A 22,606-nucleotide genomic window follows, 5' to 3' on the forward strand; every position below is an offset into this window, starting at 1 on the left:
GGGGGGTACTCCGAGGGGATCGCGGGAGAGGCGGGAACTCGGTCCATGCTCTAACCGAGCCGCCGCGACCCGGCAATCGGCCGTTCGGGGAAGCCGCCGTGCGGCCGGCGCGGGCGACGCCGCCTCAGGCGCGGCCGATCCGTGCCGCCAGCGCCAGACCCGCGAGCATCAACCAGCCGCCGATCAGGATCGAACCGCCGATCGGCGCGGCCATCGGGAAGAGATGCCGCCCGGCGAACACCAGCATCGCGATGTCCGCCCCGAACAGCGCCGCCGCCAGCGCCATCACACCGGCGAGCGCGATCATGAGCCCCGCGCCGCGCGCCGGCGTGCGCGCCAGCGCCACCAGCGCGACGACCGCGGCGGCATGGATCATCAGGATCTCGGCGGCCTGGGCCAGCGGCCCGCCACCGGTGACATGCGCCGAAGCGGCCGCCGCCGCCACGCCGCCGGCGCCGATCAGCCCGGCCGCCGCCAGAACCCCGTCGCTCGCCCGCATCATGCCGCCTCCGTTTCGGTCGCGACCGGCGACCACGCCACCGTCTCGCCGGCGAACATCGGCACCAACTCGCCCTCGCCCGGCACGGCGATCGCTTCGGCGACGAGCCGCGGCCGCGCTTCCCAGGTCACCCGCATTTCATTGGGGGGAAGGCCGTGGAAGGCCGGCCCGTTGAGACTGGCGAAGGCTTCGAACCTGTCCAGCGCGCCTTCTTCGGCGAACACCGTCAGATAGGCCTCGAGCGCGGTCGGCGCCGAGAAGATCCCGGCGCAGCCACAGGCGGTCTCCTTGGTGTGCCGCAGGTGCGGCGCCGTGTCGGTGCCGAGGAAGAACGACGGATCGCCGCCGGTCACCGCCGCCCGGAGCGCCCGCTTGTGGGTCGAGCGCTTGAGCACCGGCAGGCACCACAGATGCGGTCGGATGCCACCGCGGAACAGGGCGTTGCGATCCCACAGCAGATGCTGCGGCGTCACCGTCGCCGCCATCCGCCCGGCATGGGCCTGGACCACCGCCACGCCTTCTGCCGTGGTGACGTGTTCGAGCACCACCTTGAGGCCGGGGAAATCGGCGAGCAGCGGCACCAGCACCGTTTCGACGAAGCGCGCCTCGCGATCGAACACGTCGACCTCGGCGCCGGTCACCTCGCCATGGACCAGGAGCGGCATGCCCGCCCGCTCCATCGCCGCCAACACCCCGGCGATCGCGGCAATCGAGGTCACGCCGAACTGCGAATTGGTGGTAGCATGGGCCGGATAGAGCTTGGCGCCGAACAGCACGCCCTCGCGATGGCCGGTGATCAGATCGGCGGCGTCGCTGTCGTCGGTCAGATAGGCGGTGGTCAACGGCGAGAAGTCGATGCCGGCCGGCACCGCCGCCAGGATCCGCGCCCGATAGGCCGTTGCGGCGGCCGTGGTCGTCACCGGCGGCGCCAGATTGGGCATCACCACCGCCCGACCGAAGGCCCGCGCGGTGTGCGGCACCACCTCGGCCAGCACCGCCCCGTCGCGGAAATGGACGTGCCAATCGTCCGGCCGGCGAAAGCTGATGCGCTGCATGGGATCGTCCTCGCCCGTGACCGCCGGAGACCCCGGCCGGTCTCCGGAAAAGCACGGGCCGGACCATCGATCAAGGGGCGAGGCGGCGAAACCGCGGCGAGTGGCCGCGGAAAAAAGAAAGGCCGCCCGAGGGCGGCCGAAGTCTAGGGAGGAAACGCCCAAGGAGGGCAGCACCGTGGCTGGGGAGCCCCGATGCGAATGTCATACTAACGTCGAATAAGGCTCCGCACAACACGCAGGAACCCGGAGATCAGCCATGCACGAACGCATGGCTCGGCCCGCGGCCACCGCCGCTCCCGGTGCATGGCGGCGAGCACCGCTCACAGCACCTTGCCGGGATTGAGCAGGCCCTTGGGATCGAGCGTCGCCTTGAGCGCCCGCATCACGGCGAGCGCGGTCGGATCCTTGACCTCGGTGAGCAGCTCGCGCTTCAGCACGCCGATGCCGTGCTCGGCCGAGACCGAGCCGCCGTGCGCCACGACGACCGCGTGGACCGCGCGGTTGACCTCGCCCCAGCGCGCCAGATAGGCCGCCTTGTCGGCGCCGACCGGCTGGGTGAAGTTGAAGTGGATGTTGCCGTCGCCGAGATGGCCGAAGGGCACCGGCCGGATGTCCGGCACCACCGTCCGCGCCGCGGCGATGCCCTGCTCGATCACCTCCGGCACTGCGGCGATCGGCACCGAGACGTCGTGCTTGATCGACCCGCCCTCGAGACTCTGGACGTCCGACATGCCCTCGCGCATCCGCCACAGCGCCGCGCGCTGGTCGAGCGATCCGGCGATCACCCCGTCCTCGATCTCGCCGTCGCTCAGCGCCGCTTCGAGGAAGGCTTCCAGCCGCTCGTCGAGCCCGTCCGCGGTCATCGCCGCGACCTCCAGCAGCACGTACCAATCGTGCCGTCCGGCGATCGGGTCGCGGGCGCCCGGCAGATGCTTCAGCACCAGGTCGAGCCCGAACCGCGGCATCAGCTCGAACCCGGTCAGGCCCTGCCCGAAGGCCGCCTTGGCACGCCCCAACAGCGCCACCGCGGTCGCCGGCGACGGCGTCGCCACGAAGGCGGTACCGATCGCCGCCGGCCGGGGCACCAGCTTCAGCACCGCCGCGGTGATGATCCCCAGCGTCCCCTCCGAACCGATGAACAGGTGTTTCAGGTCGTAGCCGGTGTTGTCCTTGCGCAGCTTGCCGAGCCCGTTCAGCACCCGCCCGTCGGCCAGCACCACCTCGATGCCGAGGACCAGATCGCGGGCGTTGCCATGGGCGATCACCGCGGTGCCGCCGGCATTGGTGGCGAGATTGCCGCCGATCGTGCAGCTGCCCTCCGAGGCCAGCGACAACGGAAACAGCCGATCGACCGCGGCGGCGGCCTCCTGGGCGCGGGCCAGCGTCACCCCGGCCTCCACCGTCATGGTGTCGGACGCCGGATCGACCTCGCGGATGCGATCGAGGCGGGTGAGCGACAGCACGATCTCGTCGCCGACCGGCGACGGCGTCTGACCGCCGACCAGACCGGTATTGCCGCCCTGCGGCACGATCTTCAGGCCGCGGGCATCGGCCAGCGCCAGGACCGCCGCGACCTCGGCCGTAGTCCCGGGGCTGACCACCGCCGGCGTGGCGCCGTGCCACAGCCCGCGTCGCTCCTCGAGGTGGGGGGCGATGTCGATCGGGTCGGTCTCGACATGGGTCGCGCCGACGATTCTCCGCAGGCGGTCGAGGACGTCGGCGGGAAAGGCGGGACGGGAGAAGTCGGTCATGGGATCCACCGCGCGGGAGGGCAGGCGGCCGGCCGGATCATTCCGCCGGTTGCGGTCGGGCGACGGCGCGCCGTCGCGCGAACCAAGCGCCGAGACGATCCATCAACAGATAGATCGCCGGGGTGGTGTAGAGCGTCAACACTTGGCTGACCACCAGGCCGCCGACGATGGTCACGCCGAGCGGCCGGCGCATCTCCGCCCCGGCGCCGGTGGCGATCACCAGCGGCACCGCGCCGAGCAGCGCCGCCAGCGTGGTCATCAGGATCGGCCGGAACCGTTCGACCGAGGCCTCGCGCACCGCCTCCAGCGCGGTGAGCCGGCCCTCGCGGCGGAGCATGATCGCGAAGTCGACCAGCAGAATGCCGTTCTTCTTGACGATGCCGATCAGCAGAATGATCCCGATGATCCCGACCAGATCGAGTTGCATGCCGAAAGACTGCAGCGCGATCAGCGCCCCGAGCCCGGCCGGCGGCAAGGTCGAGATGATCGTCAGCGGATGGATCAGGCTCTCGTAGAGCACCCCGAGGATCACATAGACCGCCACGATCGCCGTCACCACCAGCAGCCACGTCGAGGTCGAGGAGCTGGAGAAGGCCTTGGCGTCGCCGGCGAATTCGGTGTGCAGCGTGTCCGGCGGATGGAGTTCGGCGACGGTGTCGCGCACCCGTTGCGACGCCACGTCGAGATTGGAGCCCGGCGCCACGTCCCAGGTGATGGTGATCGCCGGGAACTGGCCCTGATGATTGACCGACAGCGGCGCCGTATGGCGCTCGACCCGCGCCACCGCGGCCAGCGGCACTTGGCTGCCGTCGGCCGCCGAGACCCACAGATCGGCGATGTCCGAGGGGTCCCGAGCCCGGTCGGCGGCGACCTCCAGGATCACCTTGTACTGGTTGCGCTGGCCCGAGATGGTCGACACTTGGCGCTGCGCGAAGGCATTGGCCAGCGCCGCGTCGATGTCGCGGATCGCCACCCCGAGCCGCGCCGCGGCGATCCGGTCGACCACCACGTCGGCCTGCAGCCCCGCCGCCTGCCGGTCGGCCGAGACGTCGACGATCTCCGGCACCTTCTGCAGCGCCTCGACGAGGCGCGGGGCCCAGGTCAGCAGCTCGTCGAGGTCGGGATCCCACAGGGTGAACTGATAGGGCGACTTGCCGACCCGCCCGCCGGCGTGCAGGTCCTGCATCGGCGCCATGAACACCCGGATGCCCGCCAAGGTCCCGAGCTTCTGGCGCAGTCGGGCGATCACCGTGCGCGACGGCTCGCCGCCTTCGGCGAGGGTCTTCAGCGACAGGAACATCCGCCCCTGGTTGACCGTGCCCATGCCGCCGCCGACCGACGAGGCGGTGCCCTTGACCATCGGGTCGGCCAGCACCAGCTCGGTCGCGCGGCGTTGCAGGTCGGTCATCGCCGGGAACGACACGTCGGCGGCGGCTTCGGTGAAGCCGAACACCAGCGAGGTGTCGTCCTGCGGCACGAAGCCCTTGGGCACCTGCACGAACAGCCACATGGTCAGGCCGATGGTGCCGCAGGCCACCCCGACCATTACCCACGGCCACGCCAGCGTCAGCCGCAGCGAGCGGCCGTAGAGCGCCGAGATCCGCCCGAGCAACGCATCGGCGCCGCGCTCCAGCCGGTTGGGCGGCGCCGTCGACAGGAAACGACCGCAGATCATCGGCGTCACGGTCAGCGACACCACCGTCGAGATCAGGATCGCGAAGGTCATGGTGAAGGAGAATTCGGCGAAGAACTTGCCGACGATGCCGCCGGTGAACATCAGGGGAATAAAGGCGGCGATCAGCGACAGGCCGATCGCCACGACGGTGAAGGCGATCTGGCGCGAGCCGAGGATCGCCGCCGCCTGCGGCGCCAGTCCGCCGACCCGTCGGCGATGGATGTTCTCGATCATCACGATGGCGTCGTCGACGACGAAGCCGACAGCGATGGTCAGCGCCATCAGCGACAGATTGTCGATCGAGAACCCCGCCACCCACATCGCCGCGAAGGTGCCCGAAAGCGACAGCGGCACCGTCACCCCGGCGGCCAGCGTCGGGGTCAGGCGGCCGAGGAACAGCACCACCACCACCATCACCAGCGACACCGAGATCGCCAGGGTGCGCATGGTGTCGGCAACCCCGGCCCGGATGGTCACGGTGCGGTCGTTGACCACATGGAAGGCCACGTCGGCGGGGATCCACCGCTTCAGCTCCGGGATCACCGCCCGCACCCGATCGACCGTGTCGATCACGTTGGCGTCGCTCTGCTTGGTGACGAACAACAGCAGCGCCGGCTTCAGCCCTTCCTTGACCCCGTACCAGCCGACCGCCCGGGTGTTGCGCACCCCGGCGGTGACCGTGGCGACGTCGGCGAGGCGGACCAGCGCGCCGTTGCGGGCGCGCACGATCACCCGCTGAAATTCGGCCGGGTCGCGCAGGTGGTCGGAGGTGGCGATGGTCTCGACCCGCTCGATCCCCTGGATCGCCCCGGTCGCGCCGCGCTGATTGGCCGCGACGATCGCCTTGCGGATCTCGTCGAGGCCGAGTCCCGCCGCCGCCGCCCGCGCCGGATCGATCCGCACCCGCACCGCCGGCTGTTCGCCGCCGGCGACGTCGACGCTGGCCACGCCGGCGACCTGCGACATGCGCTGGACGATCACCGTATCGGCGATGTCGTAGAGCTCGGAGGTCGACAGGGTGTCGGAGGTCAGGGCCAGGATCAGCACCGGCATCGCCGCCGGGTTCATCTTGCGGAACGACGGCGCCGCATTGAGATCGCTCGGCAGATCGGTGGCCGCCGCGTTGATCGCCGCCTGGACGTCGCGCGCCGCGCCGTCGATCTTGCGCGACGGGTCAAACTGCACGGTGATCCCGGTCGAGCCCAGCGCCGACGACGAGGTGATCTCGGAGACCCCGGCGATCGCCCCGAGATGACGCTCGAGCGGCGCGGCGACGCTCGCCGCCATGGTCGCCGGATCGGCGCCCGGTCGCGACACGTTGACCCGGATGGTCGGCAGGTCGACCGCCGGGAGGCTCGCCACCGGCAGTTGGAAATAGGCGATCATCCCGGCCAGGAACAATCCCACCGCCAGCAGCGTGGTGCCGACCGGTCGCAGGATGAACGGGCGCGAGATCTCGATCATTCGCCCGCCTCCGCCGCCGCGGTCGCGGCCGCCACCGCCGCGCCCGCCGAGGTCCGCCCGGTCACCCGCACCACCAGCCGCTCCACCGCCAGATAGATCACCGGCGTGGTGTAGAGGGTCAGCAACTGGCTGACCAACAGGCCGCCGATGATCGTCACCCCGAGCGGGATCCGGAGTTCCGAGCCGGTGCCCTGGGCCAGCGCCAGGGGCACCGCCCCGAGCAGCGCGGCCAGCGTGGTCATCATGATCGGCCGGAAGCGCAGGGCACAGGCCTCGACGATCGCCGCGTCCGGGGTCAGCCCGCGCGTCCGCTCGGCGACGATCGCAAAGTCGATCATCATGATCGCGTTCTTCTTGACGATGCCCATCAACAGCACGATGCCGATCAGCGCCACCAGCGACAATTCCAGCCCGGTGACCCTGAGCGCGATCAGCGCCCCGACGCCGGCCGAAGGCAAGGTGGTCAGGATCGTGAAGGGATGGGCGAAGCTCTCGTAGAGCACCCCGAGCACGATGTAGATCGTCGCCACCGCCGCCAGGATCAGCCACGGCTGCGAGGCCAGCGCATGGGCGAATTCCGCCGCGTCGGCGTCGGCATGCCCGCTCACCGCATCCCCCAGGCCGATCGCCGCGCGGGTCGCGTCGATCGCCGCCAGACAGGCCTCCAGCGACACCCCCGGCGCCGCGTCGAAGGACAGGGTGGCGGCCGGGAACTGGTCCTGATGGGCGATCGACAACGGCACCGTGGTGCGGCTGATCCGCGCCAGCGCCGCGAGCGGCACCTGGACGCCGCCGGTGCCGGTGATCCGCAGCCGATCGAGCACCGACCCGTCGCGGCCCTGGGTCGGGCCGGCCTCCAGCACCACCCGATACTGGTTGGACTGGGCATAGATCGTCGAAATCTGGCGCTGCGCGAAGGCATCCGACAGGGCGTCGTCGATCGCTTGGACCGACACCCCGAGCAGGCCGGCGCGATCGCGGTCGATGTCGACCTTGAGACCGAAGCCGCCGTCCTGGGTCTCGAGCGCCACGTGGCGCAGCTCCGGCCGTTCCGACAGCGCCGCGACCAGGGCGGTCGCGCCCTCGGCCACCGCCCGCCCGTCGGTGCCGGTCAGCGTGTACTGGTACTGCGAGCGACTGCTGCGCATGCCGATCCGCACGTCCTGCACCGGCTGCACATAGACCGTGGCGCCCGGCACCGCCGCACCCTCGTGCCGCAGCCGCTCGGCGATCTCGGCGGCGGTCGAGCGGCGCACTTCGCGCGGTTTCAGATCGACGGTCATCCGCGCGGTGTTGCCGGTCGAATTGAGCGTGCCGATGCCCAGCACCGACACCACCCCCGAGACGTCGGGATCGCCCTCGAAGGCCTTGGCGACGGCGCTCTGCAGCCGCGTCATCTCGGCGAAGGAGGATTGCGGCGCACCTTCCAGGATCACCGTGATCAGGCCGGTGTCCTGGCTCGGCAGAAAGCCCTTGGGGCTCTCGACATAGAGCCAGCCGGTCAGCACCAGGGTCGCCGCGGTGATCACCAGGACCAGCCGCTGGCGTGCCAGCGCCCAGCCGAGGCTGACCGCATAGCCGCGCGCCATCGCCGAGATCGGCCATTCGGCGATGGCCAGGATCGTGCCGAGCACGCCGCGCCGCGGCACCGCCCGGGTCGACATGCGCGCGCACATCATCGGCGTAAGGGTCAGCGACACCACCGCCGACACCACCACGGCGATCGCCAGGGTCATGGCGAATTCGCGGAACATCCGCCCGACCAGACCGGTCATGAACAAGAGCGGGATGAACACGGCGATCAGCGACAGGGTCAGCGAGATCACCGTGAAGCCGATCTCGCGGGCACCCTCGCGCGCCGCCGCGAAGGCGTCGAGCCCGCCCTCCTGACGCCGCACGATGTTCTCGATCATCACGATCGCGTCGTCGACGACGAAGCCGGTGCCGATCGTCAGGGCCATCAGCGACAGATTGTCGAGCGAGAATCCGGCCGCCCACATCGCCGCGAAGGTCGCGACGATCGACAGGGGCAGGGCGACGCCGGCGATGATCGTCGCGCCGACCGACCGCAGGAAGAGGAGCACCACCAGCACCACCAGCCCGGCCGAGAGGACCAGCGTGAACTCGACGTCGGCGATCGAGGCGCGGATCGTGTCGGTGCGGTCGTGCACCACCTCGAGCTTGGTCCCGGCCGGCAGCGAGCGCTGCAGGCGCGGAATCTCCGCGCCGAGCCGTTTCACCGTCTCGACGATGTTGGCGCCGGGTTGCTTCTGGATGTCGACGATCACCGCCGAGCGGCCGCGATACCAGCCGCCGACGAAACTGTCCTCGAGCCCCTCGACCACCGAGGCGACGTCGCCGAGCATCACCGGCACGCCGTTGCGCTTGGCCACCACCACCCGTGTGAAGGCCTCGGGCGAGGCGATCTGGTCGTTGGCGCCGATGGTGTAGGACTGGTGGCGGCCGTCGAGCGCCCCCTTGGAGCCGGCGACGTTGGTCGCGACGATCGCCGCGCGCAGGTCCTCGAGGCCGAGGCCATAGGCCGCGAGCCGGTCGAGATCGGCGCGGATCCGGAGCGCCGGGCGGACCCCGCCGGCGATGGTCACCCGCCCGACCCCCGAGACCTCGGCGAGCCGTGGCGAGATCAGCGTATCGGCGAGATCCGACAGCACCCGCTGCGGCGCGCTCTCGGTGGTCAAGGCCAGGGTCAGGATCGGCGTATCGGCCGGATTGACCTTGGAATAGACCGGCGGATAGGGCAGCCCGGTCGGCAGGGTCGAGGCCGAGGCGTTGATCGCCGACTGCACGTCCTGGGCGGCGGAGTCGATGTCACGGTCGAGATCGAACTGCAGGGTCACCCGCGACAGGCCGTAGGAGCTCTCCGACGACAGTGTGGCGAGCGCCGGGATCTGGCCGAACTGGCGCTCCAGCGGCGCCGTGACGATGCTGGCGATGGTCTCGGGATCGGCGCCGGGCAGCCGGGTGGTGACCTGGATGGTCGGGAAGTCGACCTGCGGCAGCGACGACACCGGCAGCTGCCGGAACCCCAGGATGCCGAGCACCAGGATCGCCGCCGCCAACAGCGAGGTGGCGATCGGCCGATCGATGAAGGGCCCGGAGACGCTCATGGCCGTGGCCCGGCGGCCGGTCCCGGGGCCGGTGCGCCACTCGGCGTCGCCTCGCCGGGTGCGGGCGCCGCGCCGGGTCGCCGTCCGGCGCCGTCGCCGCGCGCCTTGCGCCGCTCGGCCGGCGTCTTGGCGGCATCGTCGGCGGGCGCGGCCGGCGACACCGAGGCGTCGGGCACCGCTTCCACCGCCGCCGGCGTCGCCGCGGTCGGCTTGACCCGGGCGCCGTCGATCAGCCGCGCGAAGCCGGTGGCCACCACCGTTTCGCCCGGCTGCAGGCCGGAAGCGATCACCGCGCGATTCTCGTCCTGGCGCGCCACCTCGACCGGCCGCCGCGCCACCTTGTCCTCGGCGCCGAGCACATAGACGAAGGCGCCGTCGGCGCCGCGCTGAACGGCGGCGGTCGGCACCACCACTGCGTCGCGCGAGGTGTCGACATGGACGCGCACGTCGGCGAACTGGCCCGGCCACAGCCGCAATTCGGCATTGGGCAGGCTCGCCTTGATCTTGACCGTGCCGGTGGTGCTGTCGACCTGATTGTCGATCACCTCGATCGAACCGCGATCGATCGCGCTGCGCCGATCCGGCCCGAGCACCTCGACCGGCACCGGCCCGCGCAGCTTGGCCGCCAGCACCTGGGCCAATTGCTGCTGCGGCAGGGTGAAGACCACCGAGATCGGCTTCAGCTGGGCGATGGTCACCAGTCCCGCGGCATCGGTGGTGCGCACCAGATTGCCGGCGTCGACCGAGCGGATGCCGGTACGGCCGCCGATCGGCGCGAGGATCGTGGTGTTGTCGAGGTCGACCTTGGCGGCGTCGATCACCCCCTGATCGATCTTCGACTGCGCCTCGAGCTTGGCCACGGTGGCGCGCTGGGTGTCGGCCTGCTGGCGCGAGCCCGACTCGCTCTGGGCGAGACGCGTGTAGCGTTCGAGGTCGGCGCGGGCGTTGCGCAGATCGGCCTCGTTCTGTTCGCGCTTGGCCACCGCCTGATCGTAGACCGCGCGGTAGCTGGTCGGATCGATCCGCGCCAACACGTCGCCCTTGGCCACCTCCTGCCCGTCCTGGAACCGCAACTCCAGCAGGATGCCCTGGACCTGGGGCCGAACCGTGACCGTCGCCGAGGCCTGGATGGTGCCGATGCCGTCGAACATCAGGTCGACGTCGCGGCGTTCGACCGGCACCACCAGCACCGGCGTCGGACCGTCGCCGGCCCCGCCCCCGCGCCGTCCGCCGCCGCCCGGCCCGCCGGGACCGCCCGGGGGACCGCCGGGCGGTCCCGGCGGCGCCTCGACGGTCGCGCTCGGCGACGGGGTCCGGAGCGGCCATTTCGGGGTCGGCAGCAGGCCGGCGTACCAGGCGGCCGCGCCGGCCGCCGCCGCCACGGCGACGAGGGAAAAGAAGATGCGGGTTCGGCTCATGGTTTCGCTTCCGCGGTCGTCGTCGTCGCCGCGCTCGCCGCGGCCTCTCGGTCCCAACCGCCGCCGAGCGCCGCCACCAGCGCCACCACCGCCTGGAACCGCGCCAGCCGGACCCCGATCAGGGTCTGTTCCGCCTGGAACAGGGTCCGCTCGGCGTCGAGCACCGTGGTCACGTCGATGGTGCCCTCGGACAGGCGCTCTTCGGTCAGCCGTTGCGCCTTGCGCGCCGCGGTGACCACCGCCGCCTGCAACGTCTCGTGGCGCCGGTTCTGCTCGATCGCCACCAACGCGTTCTCGACGTCGGCGAGGGCGGTGTGGACGGTCTTGCGATAGGTCGCGGCGAGCTCGCTGTGGCGCGCCCGCGCCGCGTCGAGATCGGCCTCGCGCTTGCCGCCGTCGAAGATCGTCTCGGCCACGCTGCCGGCGATCGAGGCGGCCAGCGCATCGGGGCGCAAGAGGTTCTTGAGGAAGGCGCTCTCGAAACCGGCCGAGCCGGTCAGCGCTACGTCGGGCAGGAACGCCGCCCGCGCCGCCGCGACATTGGCCGCCTGGGCGGCCAGCGTCGCCTCGGCCTGGGCGATGTCGGGCCGCCGGGTCAGGAGCCGCGCCGGCACGCCGGCGCCGATCCGCGGCAGCGACAGCCGCGACAGGCTGTCGCCGGCCACCGTCGCCGCCTCCGGCGCCCGGCCGGTCAACACCACGATGGCGTTGCGCTGCTGCCGGCGCTCGATCTCGAGATCCGGCAGGGTCGCCCGCTGGGTCGCCACCACGCTCTCCTGCTGGGCGAGATCGAGGGCGGTGGCGGTGCCGACCTCCAGCCGCCGCTTGATCGCCGCGAGAGTGCGTTCGGCGGTGGTCACGTTGTCGCGGGCGATGCGCAGGCGATCCTCGGCCGCGGCCATCGCCAGATAGGCGTCGACCAGATTGGTGACCGTCGACAGGCGGATCGCCTCGCGATCGAAGCGGGTCGCCTCGAGCGTCGCGCTCTGGGCCGCGGTCAGCGCCCGCACGCGCCCCGACAGATCGAGCTGCCACGAGGCGTCGCCGGCCAGCGAAAAGGAATTGGACACCTGGGTATGGAACGGCGGCGAAGCGCGCGACAGCGTGCCCGGGGTGGCGCGGCGGCTGGCGTCGCCCGAGGCCGAGAGTGTCGGCGACAGGCCGGCGGCGGTCGCCGACACTTGCGCCTCGGCCTGGGCGATGCGGGCGGTCGCCGCCGCCAGATCGAGATTGTCGACCTCGGCGAGGCCGACCAGCCGCACCAGCTCGCGCGAGCCGAAGGCCGCCACCCAGCCCTTGTCGACCCCCGGCCCACCGGTCGGACCGTCGCGCCAGCGCGCCGGCAGATCGGCCGCCACATCCGGCGGCGTCACATCGGCCCCGCAGGCGGCGAGCGCCGCGACCATCACGCCGCACAGCAGCGCCCGCAACCGGCGGCCGGGCGCGCCGCCGGCGGCCTCGACCGCGGTCCGATCGATCGTCTGCGGCGCATGGCTCATCGGGGAATCACCGCACTGGAACAGGGACGGGCCGGCCCGGGCGGGCGCGACGGCGGGCGGTCCGACGACCGGTGCCGGGCGGCCGGACGCGCGTGGACGTCGCCCGTCGACCTGAGCGACCCTAGCCGAGCCCGACGGACCGCGACAAATGAAATTCCGTTAACCCGCCGCACCGGATCGCCCGACCGCGGCGGTCGGGTCCGGTGTCGCGCCGCGCGCCCGACCCCGCAGACCCCACCGAAGGTTTTCTGCCCGCTCAGACTTTCGTCGCGGCAACATCATGGCAACAAATGCCTTTTCGCCAGCCTCTCTCGACCAAAGTCTGCCGGCCGGCGAGTGGACGCTGAGACCGGATGTCGCATAATGCGCGCCTGAAGAGCGACCGGTCGCTCGCCGTCCCGGGGAGGAACGACGAGCGCGAAGACCCGTCGAATCGAACGACATCCAGGGGAGGTGACCACATGTCCGAGAACGTGTTCCCGGTGCCGCCGCAGATCGCGGCGAACGCCCTCGTCGACCAGGCGAAGTACGAAGAGATGTATGCCCGCTCGGTGAGCGATCCGAACGGGTTCTGGGGCGAGCAGGCCGGGCGGCTCGATTGGATCAAGCCCTTCACCAAGGTCAAGCACACCAGCTTCGATCCCCACAACGTGTCGATCAAGTGGTTCGAGGACGGCGAGCTCAACGTCTCCGCCAACTGCGTCGACCGCCATGCCGCCGCCACCCCCGACAAGGTGGCGATCATCTGGGAAGGCGACGATCCGGGCGACTCCAAGAAGATCACCTACGCCGAACTCAAGGACGAGGTCTCGCGCTTCGCCAACGTGCTGAAGGCCCATGGCGTGAAGAAGGGCGACCGCGTCACCCTCTATCTGCCGATGATCCCGGAAGCGGCCTACGCGATGCTCGCCTGCGCCCGCATCGGCGCGGTCCATTCGATCGTCTTCGGCGGCTTCTCGCCCGACAGCCTCGGCGCCCGCATCGAAGGCTGCGCTTCCGCCGTGGTGATCACCGCCGACGAGGGTCTGCGCGGCGGCCGCAAGGTGCCGCTCAAGGCCAACGTCGATGCCGCCGTCGCCAAGCTGCCGGTGGTGACCTCGGTTCTGGTGGTCCGCCGCACCGGCGGCGCCGTCGCCATGACCGAAGGCCGCGACCACTATTACGACGTCGAAGCCGCCAAGGTCTCGACCGACTGCCCGCCGCTGGCGATGAACGCCGAAGATCCGCTGTTCATCCTGTTTACCTCCGGCTCGACCGGCCAGCCCAAGGGCGTGCTCCACACCACCGGCGGCTATCTGGTCTATGCCTCGCTGACCCACCAGTACGTGTTCGACTATCACCCCGGTGAGATCTACTGGTGCACCGCCGACGTCGGTTGGGTCACCGGCCACAGCTACATCGTCTACGGGCCGCTCGCCAATGGCGCCACGACGCTGATGTTCGAAGGCATCCCGACCTACCCGACCGCCTCGCGCTTCTGGGACGTGGTCGACAAGCACCAGGTCAACATCTTCTACACCGCCCCGACCGCCATCCGCTCGCTGATGGGCGCCGGCGAGGCGCTGGTGCAGAAGACCTCGCGCAAGTCGCTGCGCATCCTCGGGTCGGTCGGCGAGCCGATCAATCCGGAAGCCTGGATGTGGTATCACAACGTGGTCGGCGAGGGCCGCTGCCCGATCGTCGACACCTGGTGGCAGACGGAAACCGGCGGCATCCTGATCACCCCGCTGCCCGGCGCCACCGCGCTGAAGCCGGGTTCGGCGACCCGACCGTTCTTCGGCGTGCAGCCGGCGATCGTCGACGCCGAGGGCAAGATCCTCGAGGGCGCGACCGAAGGCAATCTCGTCATCACCGACGCCTGGCCGGGCATGATGCGCACCGTGTTCGGCGATCACGAGCGCTTCGTGCAGACCTATTTCTCGGCCTACAAGGGCATGTACTTCACCGGCGACGGCTGCCGCCGCGACGCCGACGGCTACTACTGGATCACCGGCCGCGTCGACGACGTCATCAACGTCTCGGGCCATCGCATGGGTACGGCGGAAGTCGAGTCGGCGCTGGTCGCCCACCCGAAGGTCGCCGAAGCCGCGGTGGTCGGCTACCCGCACGATCTCAAGGGCCAGGGCATCTACGCCTATGTCACCCTGATGACCGGCGAGGAGCCGACCGAGGTGCTGCGCAAGGAACTGGTGGCCTGGGTCCGCAAGGAGATCGGTCCGATCGCCTCGCCCGATCTGATCCAGTTCTCGCCCGGCCTGCCCAAGACCCGCTCGGGCAAGATCATGCGCCGCATCCTGCGCAAGATCGCCGAAGACTCCTTCGACAGCCTCGGCGACACTTCGACGCTCGCCGATCCGACGGTGGTCGACGATCTGATCGAACACCGCCAGAACCGCCACTGAGCGGCGCCGACGGCACGAACCAGAAAGGCCCCGCCCCGGCGGGGCCTTTCGCGTTTCGAGGGGCCGCCGCCCGCCTCAGCCGAGCATCTCCGGCCGGAACAGGGCGCGCTTGTCGAGGGGCGCGCCGGAGCGCAGGAACACCCCGTCGCCGGTGTAGTGCAGCGTCTCGGGATGCTCGGGCTTCGCCGCCACATGGGCCTTGACCACCTCGAACACGAAGAAATTGTAGCGATCGACCATCAGGTCGTCGAACAGCCGGCATTCGAAGGCGGCGTGACACTCGGCGATCAGCGGCGCGCCGACCGCGTCGGCGGGCTCCGCGGTCAGGCCGAAGGTCGCGAACTTGTCGACTTGCGCCCCGCTGCAGTTGCCGATTCCGACCACCGTGTCGACCAACTCCGTGGTCGGCAGATTGATCACGCATTCGCGGCTGGCGCGGATCATGTGGAAGCTGTGGTTGCCGGCCGAGATCATCAGCCCGACCAGCGACGGCGTGAACTCCAGGACGGTGTGCCAGCCGAGCGTCATGATGTTGGTCTTGCCCTGCCATCGCGACGAGACCAGCACGATCGGCCCGGGCTCCAAGAAGCGGCGCACCCGGCTCGGCGGAAAATCGTGTTTCACGGGATGTCGCGTCATCGTCGTCTCCCTCGGCGGCGTCTCGATCGGGCGTCGCAGCGACAGCCTGAGCGCCGATTCCGGCGGCGAGTCGACGGAGAAGCAGCGCTGCGACGATCGACCGCCGCGACATGTCGGCTCACGCGTCAATACGCCAGTAACCATCTCGCGACACCATTCGAACACCACGTATCCTTGCAATATTTCAAGAAATTTATCGGATCTTTTCTTCCGAAGACGTGATCGTCGCGTCGATCGAGGGAGATGTTCGATGACATCGATGGGAAGACTCGCCACGGCGATGGCCGGCGCGCTCGCCGTCGCGGCCCTCGCCGCGTCGCCGGTGGCGGCCAAGGGATCGGCGCAGAGCCTGGGGCGCGAAGTCGTGGCCTTCGACGGCGGCCTGTCGGCCGGCACGATCGTGGTCCGCACCACCGAGCGGCGGCTCTACTACGTGATCGGCGACGGCCGGGCGATCCGCTATCCGATCGCCGTCGGCATGCCCGGCAAGGAATGGGCCGGCGCCACCACCGTCGGCCGCATGGAAGTCAACCCGATCTGGGGTCCGCCGGCCGAGGTCAAGCGCGACAAGCCGAACCTGCCCGATCTGGTGCCGCCCGGGCCGCACAACCCGCTGGGGCCGCGCGCCATGCTGCTGTCGGGCACCGAATACGCCATCCACGGCACCAATCGGCGCGATTCGATCGGCACCCGCGCCTCCTACGGCTGCATCCGCATGTTCAACGAGGACGTCGTCGACCTCTACGACAAGGTCCGCATCGGCACTCCGGTGGTCGTGACGCGCTGACGTACCCTCGCGTTCGAAGCCCTCGACGGCCGGCCTCGCGCCGGCCGTCGTCGTTTCGCGACCGCCGCGGGCCTTGCGTCGGCGCCGTGCGCCGCCCATCTTCGAAGACGAGAGGGCGAAGCGATGGGCCGATCGACCAACAGGCGCGACGAGATCGAGGCGGAGCGTCGCCGCGCCGCCGACGCGGCGCTGGCCGGCGTGGTCCGCGACGGCGAAGTGCTCGGCACCTCGGGCTTCGCCCGCACCCTGCGCCACGCCGGCGAACGGCTCGGCGGCCATTTCGCCGGCGCCGACGCCGATCCCGCCGACCCGGTCGAGATCTGGGGCCGCCGCATCAGCCGCGGCTTGGCCCTTCTCGCGGTTCTGGCGCTGATCGCCCATCTCGTCCTGACCTACGGGCCGAGGTGACGCCGTGCCCACCGCTCCGCTCGCCTCGCTGCTCCCCCGCGCCGTCCCGGCGATCGCCGACGTCGGCCTCGCGCTCTGCGCCCGCCTGCCCGCCCGACCGGACGACCGGCTGGCACCGCTCGCCGACGGCCGCCCGATCGCCACGCTGTTGATCGTCGGCTGGCGCGGCCGCCGGGGCTGGGACGCCTTCGCCGCTTCGCCGGAAGCCGGCGACGATCGCCCCGATCCCCTCGACCGCTGGTCGCGCCGGGTGATCGACGCCCTCGCCGCCCGCCTCGGCGGTCGCGCCCTCTATCCCTTCGACGGCCCGCCGTGGAGGCCGTTCCAGGCCTGGGCGGCGCGTGGCGGCCGCAGCTTTCCGTCTCCCCTCGGCCTCACGATCGATCCGGACGTCGGTCTGTGGCAGAGTTTTCGCGGCGCCCTCGCCCTGGCCGAGCCCCTCGACGAACCGATCGTCGCGGGCGTCTCGCCTTGCGACGCCTGCCGCGATCGGCCGTGTCTCACCGCCTGCCCGGTCGCCGCCTTCGACGGCGCGACTTATGCGGTGGCGCGCTGCCGCGCCCATCTCGAGGACCCCATGGGGGCTTCCTGCCGCGACGACGGCTGCCGGGCCCGGCGTGCCTGCCCGGTCGGCCGCGACCACGTCTATGCCCCCGCCCAGATCCGCTTCCTGATGCGCGCCTTCCGCGCCGCACCCCCGTTCGAGGACCCGACATGATCGCCGCCGTCGACTGGGCCCACCTCGAGGCCCCCGACCTCGACACCTTCGAGGCCCTCGCCGCCGCCGCCCATGCGGCGCTGCCGCCCGAATTCCGGCGGCTGACCGGCGACGTCACCATCGCCGTCGCCGAGTTCCCCGACGACGAGGTGGTCGAGGAGATGGACCTCGAATCGCCCTTCGACATCCTCGGTCTGTTCCAGGGCACCGGCCTGCCCCAGCGCGGCGCCGTCGCCGCCACCGGCCAGATGCCCAACCGCATCTGGCTCTACCGCCGGCCGATCCTCGACTGGTGGGCGGAGAACGGCGAGACGCTCGAGACCATCGTCACCCACGTCCTGATCCACGAGATCGGCCATCACTTCGGCTTCTCCGACGACGACATGGAGGCGATCGAACGCCGGGCCGGCGACCACGACTGAGCGCGCGCGCCGCATGACCACCGTCGTCCACCTCTGCGGCCCGATCAACGCCGGCAAGTCGACGCTCGGCGCGGCGCTGGCCGCGCGGCTCGCCGACGCCGTGTTCATCGACGGCGACGATCACGACGCCCCCGACGACGCGCCTCTGGCGGTGCGCATCGCCGCGGCGCTCGCCCGCATCGAAGCCCAGATCGCCACCACCCGGGCGTGCCATCTGGTCGTCGCCTATCCGCTCGACGCCGCCGAACACCGGCGCCTTCGCGCCGTCGCGGCCGCGCGCGGGGCGCGGTTCCTCACCGTCGCGCTGGCGCCGCCGCTCGCCGTGGCACTCACCGATCGCGGTGCGCGGCGGCTGTCGGAGCGCGAGCGGCGGCGGATCCTCGAGATGTATGCGGACGGCCATGCCGCGCCGGCCTTCGCCGATCTGGTCGTCGACACCGCGGCGATGCCGCCCGAGACCTGCGTCGAGCGGATCCTCGGCGCCCTCGGTCTCGACTCGGGCCGCGACGCCTCCCACGCGAGAGGGCTTTGTTCCGACGCGGAAACGCGCTATGAGGCCGGAAAGAGCCTCGGAGAAGACCCATGGACAAGTTCACGACGCTGACCGGCGTGGCCGCCCCCCTGCCGATCGTCAACATCGACACGGACATGATCATCCCCAAGCAGTTCCTGAAGACGATCGAGCGCACCGGCCTCGCCCGCGGTCTCTTCTACGAACTCCGCTTCGAAGAGGACGGCAGCGAGAAGCCGGAGTTCGTGCTCAACCAGCCGGCCTGGCGCAAGTCGCAGATCCTGGTCGCCGGCGACAACTTCGGCTGCGGCTCGTCGCGCGAACACGCCCCCTGGGCGCTGCTCGACTACGGCATCCGCTGCGTGATCTCGACCAGCTTCGCCGACATCTTCTACAACAACTGCTTCAAGAACGGCATTCTGCCGATCCGCGTCAGCCCCGAAGATCTCGCCAAACTGATGGACGACGCCGCCCGCGGCGCCAACGCCACCGTCACGGTCGATCTGGTCGCCCAGGAGATCCGCGGTCCCGACGGCGGCACGGTGCATTTCGACGTCGATCCGTTCCGTCGTCACTGCCTGCTCGAAGGCCTCGACGACATCGGCCTGACCCTCGAGAAGGCCGACGCCATCGCGGCCTACGAGACCACCGCGGCCACCGCCCGCCCCTGGGCGTGAGGCCTTCGGTCGGCGATCGCGGTCCCCGGAGGGCGCGACCGCCGGTCGCGTCCGCATCTCACCCGGAATCGGCGCCATGACCCTCGACACCTGGGCGATCTTCGTGCCCGCCGCCTTCGCGCTCAACATGTTCCCCGGGCCGAACAACGTCCTGGCGATGACCCATGCCGCGCGCTGGGGATTTTCGACCGCGCTGATCGCCTCGGCCGGGCGCTTTCCGCCCTTCGCCGGCTTCGTGCTGGCCGCAGCGATCGGCCTCGGCGCGGCGCTCGCGGCCTCCGCCGAACTCTTCGCGGCGCTGAAATGGGTCGGCGCCGCCTATCTGCTGTGGCTCGGCGTCCAGATGATCCGCGCCGGCGCCGGCGATCTCGCCGGGGTCTCCGGTGACGGCCGTCTGCGGCCCCTGGCGGCCCGCGAGTTCTGGACCGCGATCACCAATCCCAAGGCGATGCTGGTGTTCACCGCCTTCTTCGCCCCCTTCGTCGACGCCAGCCGCCCGGCCTTCGCCCAGATCCTGACGCTCGGCGGCGTCGCGCTCGGCCTCGAACTGATCGCGGTAGCGCTCTATGCCTTCGCCGGCGCCCACCTCGGCCGGCTGACCCGCAGCCCGCGCGGGCTCGGTCTGGTCAACCGCCTGTCCGGCGCGGCCCTGGTCGCCGCCGGCCTCGCCCTGCTCTTCGCCCGCCGTCCGGCGAGCCCGTGAACCCGAGAGGATATCCCATGGCCAAGCGCACCCTGATCTCCACCGGATCGCCCTTCGAGAAGGTCGCCGGCTATTCCCGTGCCGTCGCCCAGGGCGAGTGGTGCTGGGTCTCCGGCACCACCGGCTACGACTATGCGGCGATGGCCATGCCCGAGAGCGTCGAGGCGCAGACCCGCAACGCCATGGCGACCATCGCCAAGGCGCTGAAGGAAGCCGAGTTCGAGCTCGCCGACGTGGTCCGCGCCACCTATTACGTCACCGACGCGGCGATGATGGACGTGGTCTTCCCGATCGTCGGCGAGTTCTTCGCCGACGTCCGCCCGGCCGCGACGATGATCGTCTGCGGTCTGGTCAAGCCGGAGATGAAGATCGAGATCGAGGTCACCGCCAAGCGCAGGGCGTGAGCGAAGAGGGAATCGCCGGGTGTCGCAGTTTCTCGCCTCTGCCAGCGATCTCCAGGTGCTCCTGGTGATCGCCGGCCTGTCGGTCATGACGGCGCTGATCGTCGCCGAACTCGCCTCCCGCCTGTTCTTCGCGCCGCGCGTCGACGAGGTCGAACGGTCCGCCAAGTTGTTGGACCTCGTCCATTCCAGCCTTCTGGCCTTCATCGCCTTCATGCTGGCGATCTCGGTCGCCGACGTGCGCGGCAATTTCGGCAAGGCCGACGACGCGGTGTCGCGAGAAGCGATGAACATCGCCGCTTTCGATCGGGAGATCGGCGAGCACGACATCGCCTGGGCGACGCCGACCCGGGCTCTGTTGGCGCGCTACGTCGCAACGGTGGCCGAGGACGAATGGCCGCGCTTGGCGATGTCGCAACCGAGCCTGTCGCCGCGGGCGCAGGCGATCCTCGACGATCTGCGCGGCGCATTGCGGACCGTGCCGGCCCAGGAGGGCGCGCGCGGCAATCTGCTGGTCCACCACGACCGGCTCGAACTCTCCCGCATCGCGCGCTACGAAAACGCGACGCGATCGATTCCCAAGGTGTTCTGGCTGCTGATCGGCGGCTTTCTGTTCGGCGCGATGGTGATGAACGGCCGTCATCGCCCGACGACGCTGACCCGCTCGCTGGTCGGCATCCATTTCGCGGCGATCGGCATGTGCATCGCGCTGATTCTGATTCTCGATGCGCCGTTCCGGGGCGAAACCAGCATCGCCCCGGCACCGCTGGTCGAGGCGCTGCGGCACGGTTGACCGATCAGCGCGCCACCGCGACGAAGAAGCGTCGGGGGAAGCGGAACAGCACCCGGCCGTCCGCCGTCGGCGGATAGGCGGCGGCGATCCGAGCCGTCCAGCGGGCGAGGAAGGCCGTTCGAGCCGCCGCGTCGAGCGGATCGAGGAACGGCTTCAGGCCGGTCGAGCCGAGCATTTCGCCAATCTTTTCGAGACCGGCGAGCGGGTGGACATAGGTCGTCCGCCAGATCTCGATGCGGGAGGCGGCCGGCGCCAGCGTATCGTAGAGGGCTTCGAAGGTGGGGAGCGGCGCGCGGGCCGCCTGGGCCTCGGCGAGGATCGCCGCAAACGGCGCCTCCGCCGCGACTTCACGCATCGAGGCATGGCTCGGCTCGTCGAGATTGTCGGGGATCTGCACCGCCAGCACCCCGCCCGGCGCCAACAGGCCCATCAGCCGCGGCAGCAGGGTCGCGTGATCGGGCAGCCACTGCAGCGTGGCGTTGGAGAACAGGAGATCGACCGGTTCGTCGGGCACGAAAGTCGCGACGTCGGCGAGCGCGAAGCGCGCACCGGGAACGGCGTCGCGGGCCGTCGCCAGCATCGCCGGCGAGGTGTCGATGCCGAGAATGTCGGCGTCCGGCCAGCGCGCGATGAGCGGTGCGGTCGACGCCCCGGCCCCGCAGCCGAGATCGACGACTGTGCGGGGTCCGTCGAGCGGCACGCGCGCCAGCAGATCGAGCACCGGGCGGGCGCGTTCGTCGGCGAAGCGGGCGTAGAGGGCGGGGTTCCAGTCGGACATGCGATTTCTACCCTTATCGAGAGTTCCGATTCTCCGCCTTCTCAGAAGTAATTTTATGTAATGCTATTACAGCGGAAGCCAACCGCTCTTGTCTTGGAAGGAGATCGCGAATCATAATTTCTATATCGCTAATTCGGCATATTCCAAATATCAGCTCATACGTATTTGTTATTCGTCCAGTCGACTCTAATGAATCTTTGTTATCCTTAGTAAGGAAAACGTACTCGTTCATTTCATTATTTAATTTCATTGCTAAATGAGCAAAAGCATTTCGATAGGGTCGGACCGATTCAAAATATCGACACAATGATTTTACTTCAAAGATAATATTCATAGCGTCAGTATTGTTAATTGTAGCAGTTTCGATATATTTTAGTAAGTCTGAAACGTCTCGATTTTTTGATTTACTATTATCGTTATTTAATAATTTAATAGATTCATGCACTCTTCTTATATTTAAATCAATAAAGCAAAATGATTGTATAACAATACCAATTGTTGCAAAATCACTTTGCCTTAAATTCGGTAATTCTTTAATTTCATGAATATTCATTCCTTCAATTTTCGATTTTATATCGCGTAATTCGTGTGAATAACTTTCCCTCGGTAATGCCATGAGTTTCTCGATATTTAGGTCCTGTTGACGAATACGCGCGTCCATAGGCGGACAGCAGCGATGAGGACGAAGCCGAGGTAGCTGTCGGCGGTCTTGTCGTAGCGGGTGGCGAGGCGGCGGAAGTTCTTCAGCTTGTTGAAGCAGCGCTCGATCCTGTTTCGCAGGGCATAGACGTGGTCATCGACGGGGATCTGGATCTTGCGGCTTCGCCGCATCGGGATCATCGGTGTGACGCCACGAGCCTCCATCTCCTCTCGGATAT

At 69.6% G+C, this 22,606-nt stretch carries 21 protein-coding genes; 10 read left to right on the forward strand and 11 right to left on the reverse strand.

Features of this window, described 5'->3' with window-relative positions:
* Window positions 1–124 precede the first annotated feature (124 nt).
* From EYW49_RS05355 to EYW49_RS05385, 7 genes are all read right to left on the reverse strand, one after another.
* Window positions 125–502, reverse strand: coding sequence for a DUF423 domain-containing protein (locus tag EYW49_RS05355; RefSeq protein WP_228259500.1), 378 nt, complete (start codon window positions 500–502; stop codon window positions 125–127).
* Complete coding sequence (pyrC, locus tag EYW49_RS05360) at window positions 499–1,554, reverse strand: dihydroorotase (RefSeq protein ID WP_131306966.1); 1,056 nt, start codon at window positions 1,552–1,554, stop codon at window positions 499–501. Before pyrC ends, EYW49_RS05355 begins: the two co-directional genes overlap by 4 nt.
* A gap of 320 nt (window positions 1,555–1,874) precedes the next feature.
* On the reverse strand, window positions 1,875–3,305 hold the full coding sequence (locus tag EYW49_RS05365) for an FAD-binding oxidoreductase (RefSeq protein WP_131306968.1): 1,431 nt from the start codon (window positions 3,303–3,305) through the stop codon (window positions 1,875–1,877).
* A 37-nt stretch (window positions 3,306–3,342) separates the two neighbouring features.
* Complete coding sequence (locus EYW49_RS05370; protein ID WP_228259502.1) at window positions 3,343–6,444, reverse strand: efflux RND transporter permease subunit; 3,102 nt, start codon at window positions 6,442–6,444, stop codon at window positions 3,343–3,345.
* Window positions 6,441–9,572, reverse strand: a complete 3,132-nt coding sequence (locus EYW49_RS05375; protein ID WP_131306970.1) for an efflux RND transporter permease subunit — start codon at window positions 9,570–9,572, stop codon at window positions 6,441–6,443. The genes EYW49_RS05370 and EYW49_RS05375 overlap by 4 nt, the downstream gene beginning before the upstream one ends.
* Window positions 9,569–10,990: an efflux RND transporter periplasmic adaptor subunit gene (locus EYW49_RS05380; protein ID WP_131306972.1), complete on the reverse strand. Its 1,422-nt coding sequence runs from the start codon at window positions 10,988–10,990 to the stop codon at window positions 9,569–9,571. Before EYW49_RS05380 ends, EYW49_RS05375 begins: the two co-directional genes overlap by 4 nt.
* Complete coding sequence (locus EYW49_RS05385; protein WP_131306974.1) at window positions 10,987–12,489, reverse strand: efflux transporter outer membrane subunit; 1,503 nt, start codon at window positions 12,487–12,489, stop codon at window positions 10,987–10,989. Before EYW49_RS05385 ends, EYW49_RS05380 begins: the two co-directional genes overlap by 4 nt.
* A gap of 461 nt (window positions 12,490–12,950) precedes the next feature.
* On the opposite strand from EYW49_RS05385, the gene acs reads away from it, so the two are divergent.
* Window positions 12,951–14,891, forward strand: a complete 1,941-nt coding sequence (acs, locus tag EYW49_RS05390; RefSeq protein ID WP_131306975.1) for an acetate--CoA ligase — start codon at window positions 12,951–12,953, stop codon at window positions 14,889–14,891.
* A 75-nt stretch (window positions 14,892–14,966) separates the two neighbouring features.
* Here acs and EYW49_RS05395 read toward each other — a convergent pair whose 3' ends face one another.
* Window positions 14,967–15,530, reverse strand: a complete 564-nt coding sequence (locus tag EYW49_RS05395; RefSeq protein WP_131306977.1) for a flavin reductase family protein — start codon at window positions 15,528–15,530, stop codon at window positions 14,967–14,969.
* Window positions 15,531–15,780: 250 nt separating this feature from the next.
* Between EYW49_RS05395 and EYW49_RS05400 the strand changes: the two genes are divergently transcribed.
* The 9 genes from EYW49_RS05400 to EYW49_RS05440 all read left to right on the forward strand — a co-directional run bounded on the left by EYW49_RS05400 (window position 15,781) and on the right by EYW49_RS05440 (window position 20,950).
* Complete coding sequence (locus EYW49_RS05400) at window positions 15,781–16,317, forward strand: L,D-transpeptidase (protein WP_131306979.1); 537 nt, start codon at window positions 15,781–15,783, stop codon at window positions 16,315–16,317.
* Window positions 16,318–16,440: 123 nt separating this feature from the next.
* Entirely contained in the window at window positions 16,441–16,725 is a 285-nt protein-coding gene (locus tag EYW49_RS05405; protein ID WP_228259503.1) for a hypothetical protein, read from the forward strand.
* Window positions 16,726–16,729: 4 nt separating this feature from the next.
* Window positions 16,730–17,443: a ferredoxin gene (locus EYW49_RS05410; protein WP_131306981.1), complete on the forward strand. Its 714-nt coding sequence runs from the start codon at window positions 16,730–16,732 to the stop codon at window positions 17,441–17,443.
* Window positions 17,440–17,865: a metallopeptidase family protein gene (locus tag EYW49_RS05415; RefSeq protein WP_131306983.1), complete on the forward strand. Its 426-nt coding sequence runs from the start codon at window positions 17,440–17,442 to the stop codon at window positions 17,863–17,865. Before EYW49_RS05410 ends, EYW49_RS05415 begins: the two co-directional genes overlap by 4 nt.
* Window positions 17,866–17,878: 13 nt before the next feature.
* Window positions 17,879–18,469 (forward strand): shikimate kinase, encoded by a 591-nt coding sequence (locus tag EYW49_RS05420; protein ID WP_206365390.1) that lies wholly within the window; start codon window positions 17,879–17,881, stop codon window positions 18,467–18,469.
* A complete protein-coding gene (gene leuD, locus EYW49_RS05425) occupies window positions 18,448–19,053 on the forward strand; it encodes a 3-isopropylmalate dehydratase small subunit (protein WP_131306985.1) in 606 nt (201 codons plus the stop codon). Before EYW49_RS05420 ends, leuD begins: the two co-directional genes overlap by 22 nt.
* Window positions 19,054–19,129: 76 nt before the next feature.
* The gene (locus tag EYW49_RS05430; RefSeq protein WP_131306987.1) at window positions 19,130–19,756 is read left to right on the forward strand and encodes a LysE family translocator; all 627 of its coding nucleotides are present in this window, start codon (window positions 19,130–19,132) and stop codon (window positions 19,754–19,756) included.
* A 17-nt stretch (window positions 19,757–19,773) separates the two neighbouring features.
* Window positions 19,774–20,160, forward strand: a complete 387-nt coding sequence (locus tag EYW49_RS05435) for a RidA family protein (RefSeq protein ID WP_131306989.1) — start codon at window positions 19,774–19,776, stop codon at window positions 20,158–20,160.
* A gap of 19 nt (window positions 20,161–20,179) precedes the next feature.
* On the forward strand, window positions 20,180–20,950 hold the full coding sequence (locus tag EYW49_RS05440) for a bestrophin-like domain (RefSeq protein WP_131306992.1): 771 nt from the start codon (window positions 20,180–20,182) through the stop codon (window positions 20,948–20,950).
* A 4-nt stretch (window positions 20,951–20,954) separates the two neighbouring features.
* Here the strand turns inward: EYW49_RS05440 and tam are convergent, their stop codons facing one another.
* The 3 genes from tam to EYW49_RS05455 all read right to left on the reverse strand — a co-directional run.
* Window positions 20,955–21,728, reverse strand: a complete 774-nt coding sequence (gene tam / locus EYW49_RS05445) for a trans-aconitate 2-methyltransferase (RefSeq protein WP_131306994.1) — start codon at window positions 21,726–21,728, stop codon at window positions 20,955–20,957.
* A gap of 13 nt (window positions 21,729–21,741) precedes the next feature.
* The gene (locus tag EYW49_RS05450) at window positions 21,742–22,344 is read right to left on the reverse strand and encodes a hypothetical protein (protein ID WP_131306996.1); all 603 of its coding nucleotides are present in this window, start codon (window positions 22,342–22,344) and stop codon (window positions 21,742–21,744) included.
* A gap of 14 nt (window positions 22,345–22,358) precedes the next feature.
* On the reverse strand, window positions 22,359–22,606 hold a 248-nt coding region (locus EYW49_RS05455), incomplete at its 5' end, for a transposase (protein WP_206365391.1).

The organism is Siculibacillus lacustris (assembly GCF_004328075.1).
In the GTDB taxonomy this organism is placed as follows: domain Bacteria; phylum Pseudomonadota; class Alphaproteobacteria; order Rhizobiales; family Ancalomicrobiaceae; genus Siculibacillus; species Siculibacillus lacustris.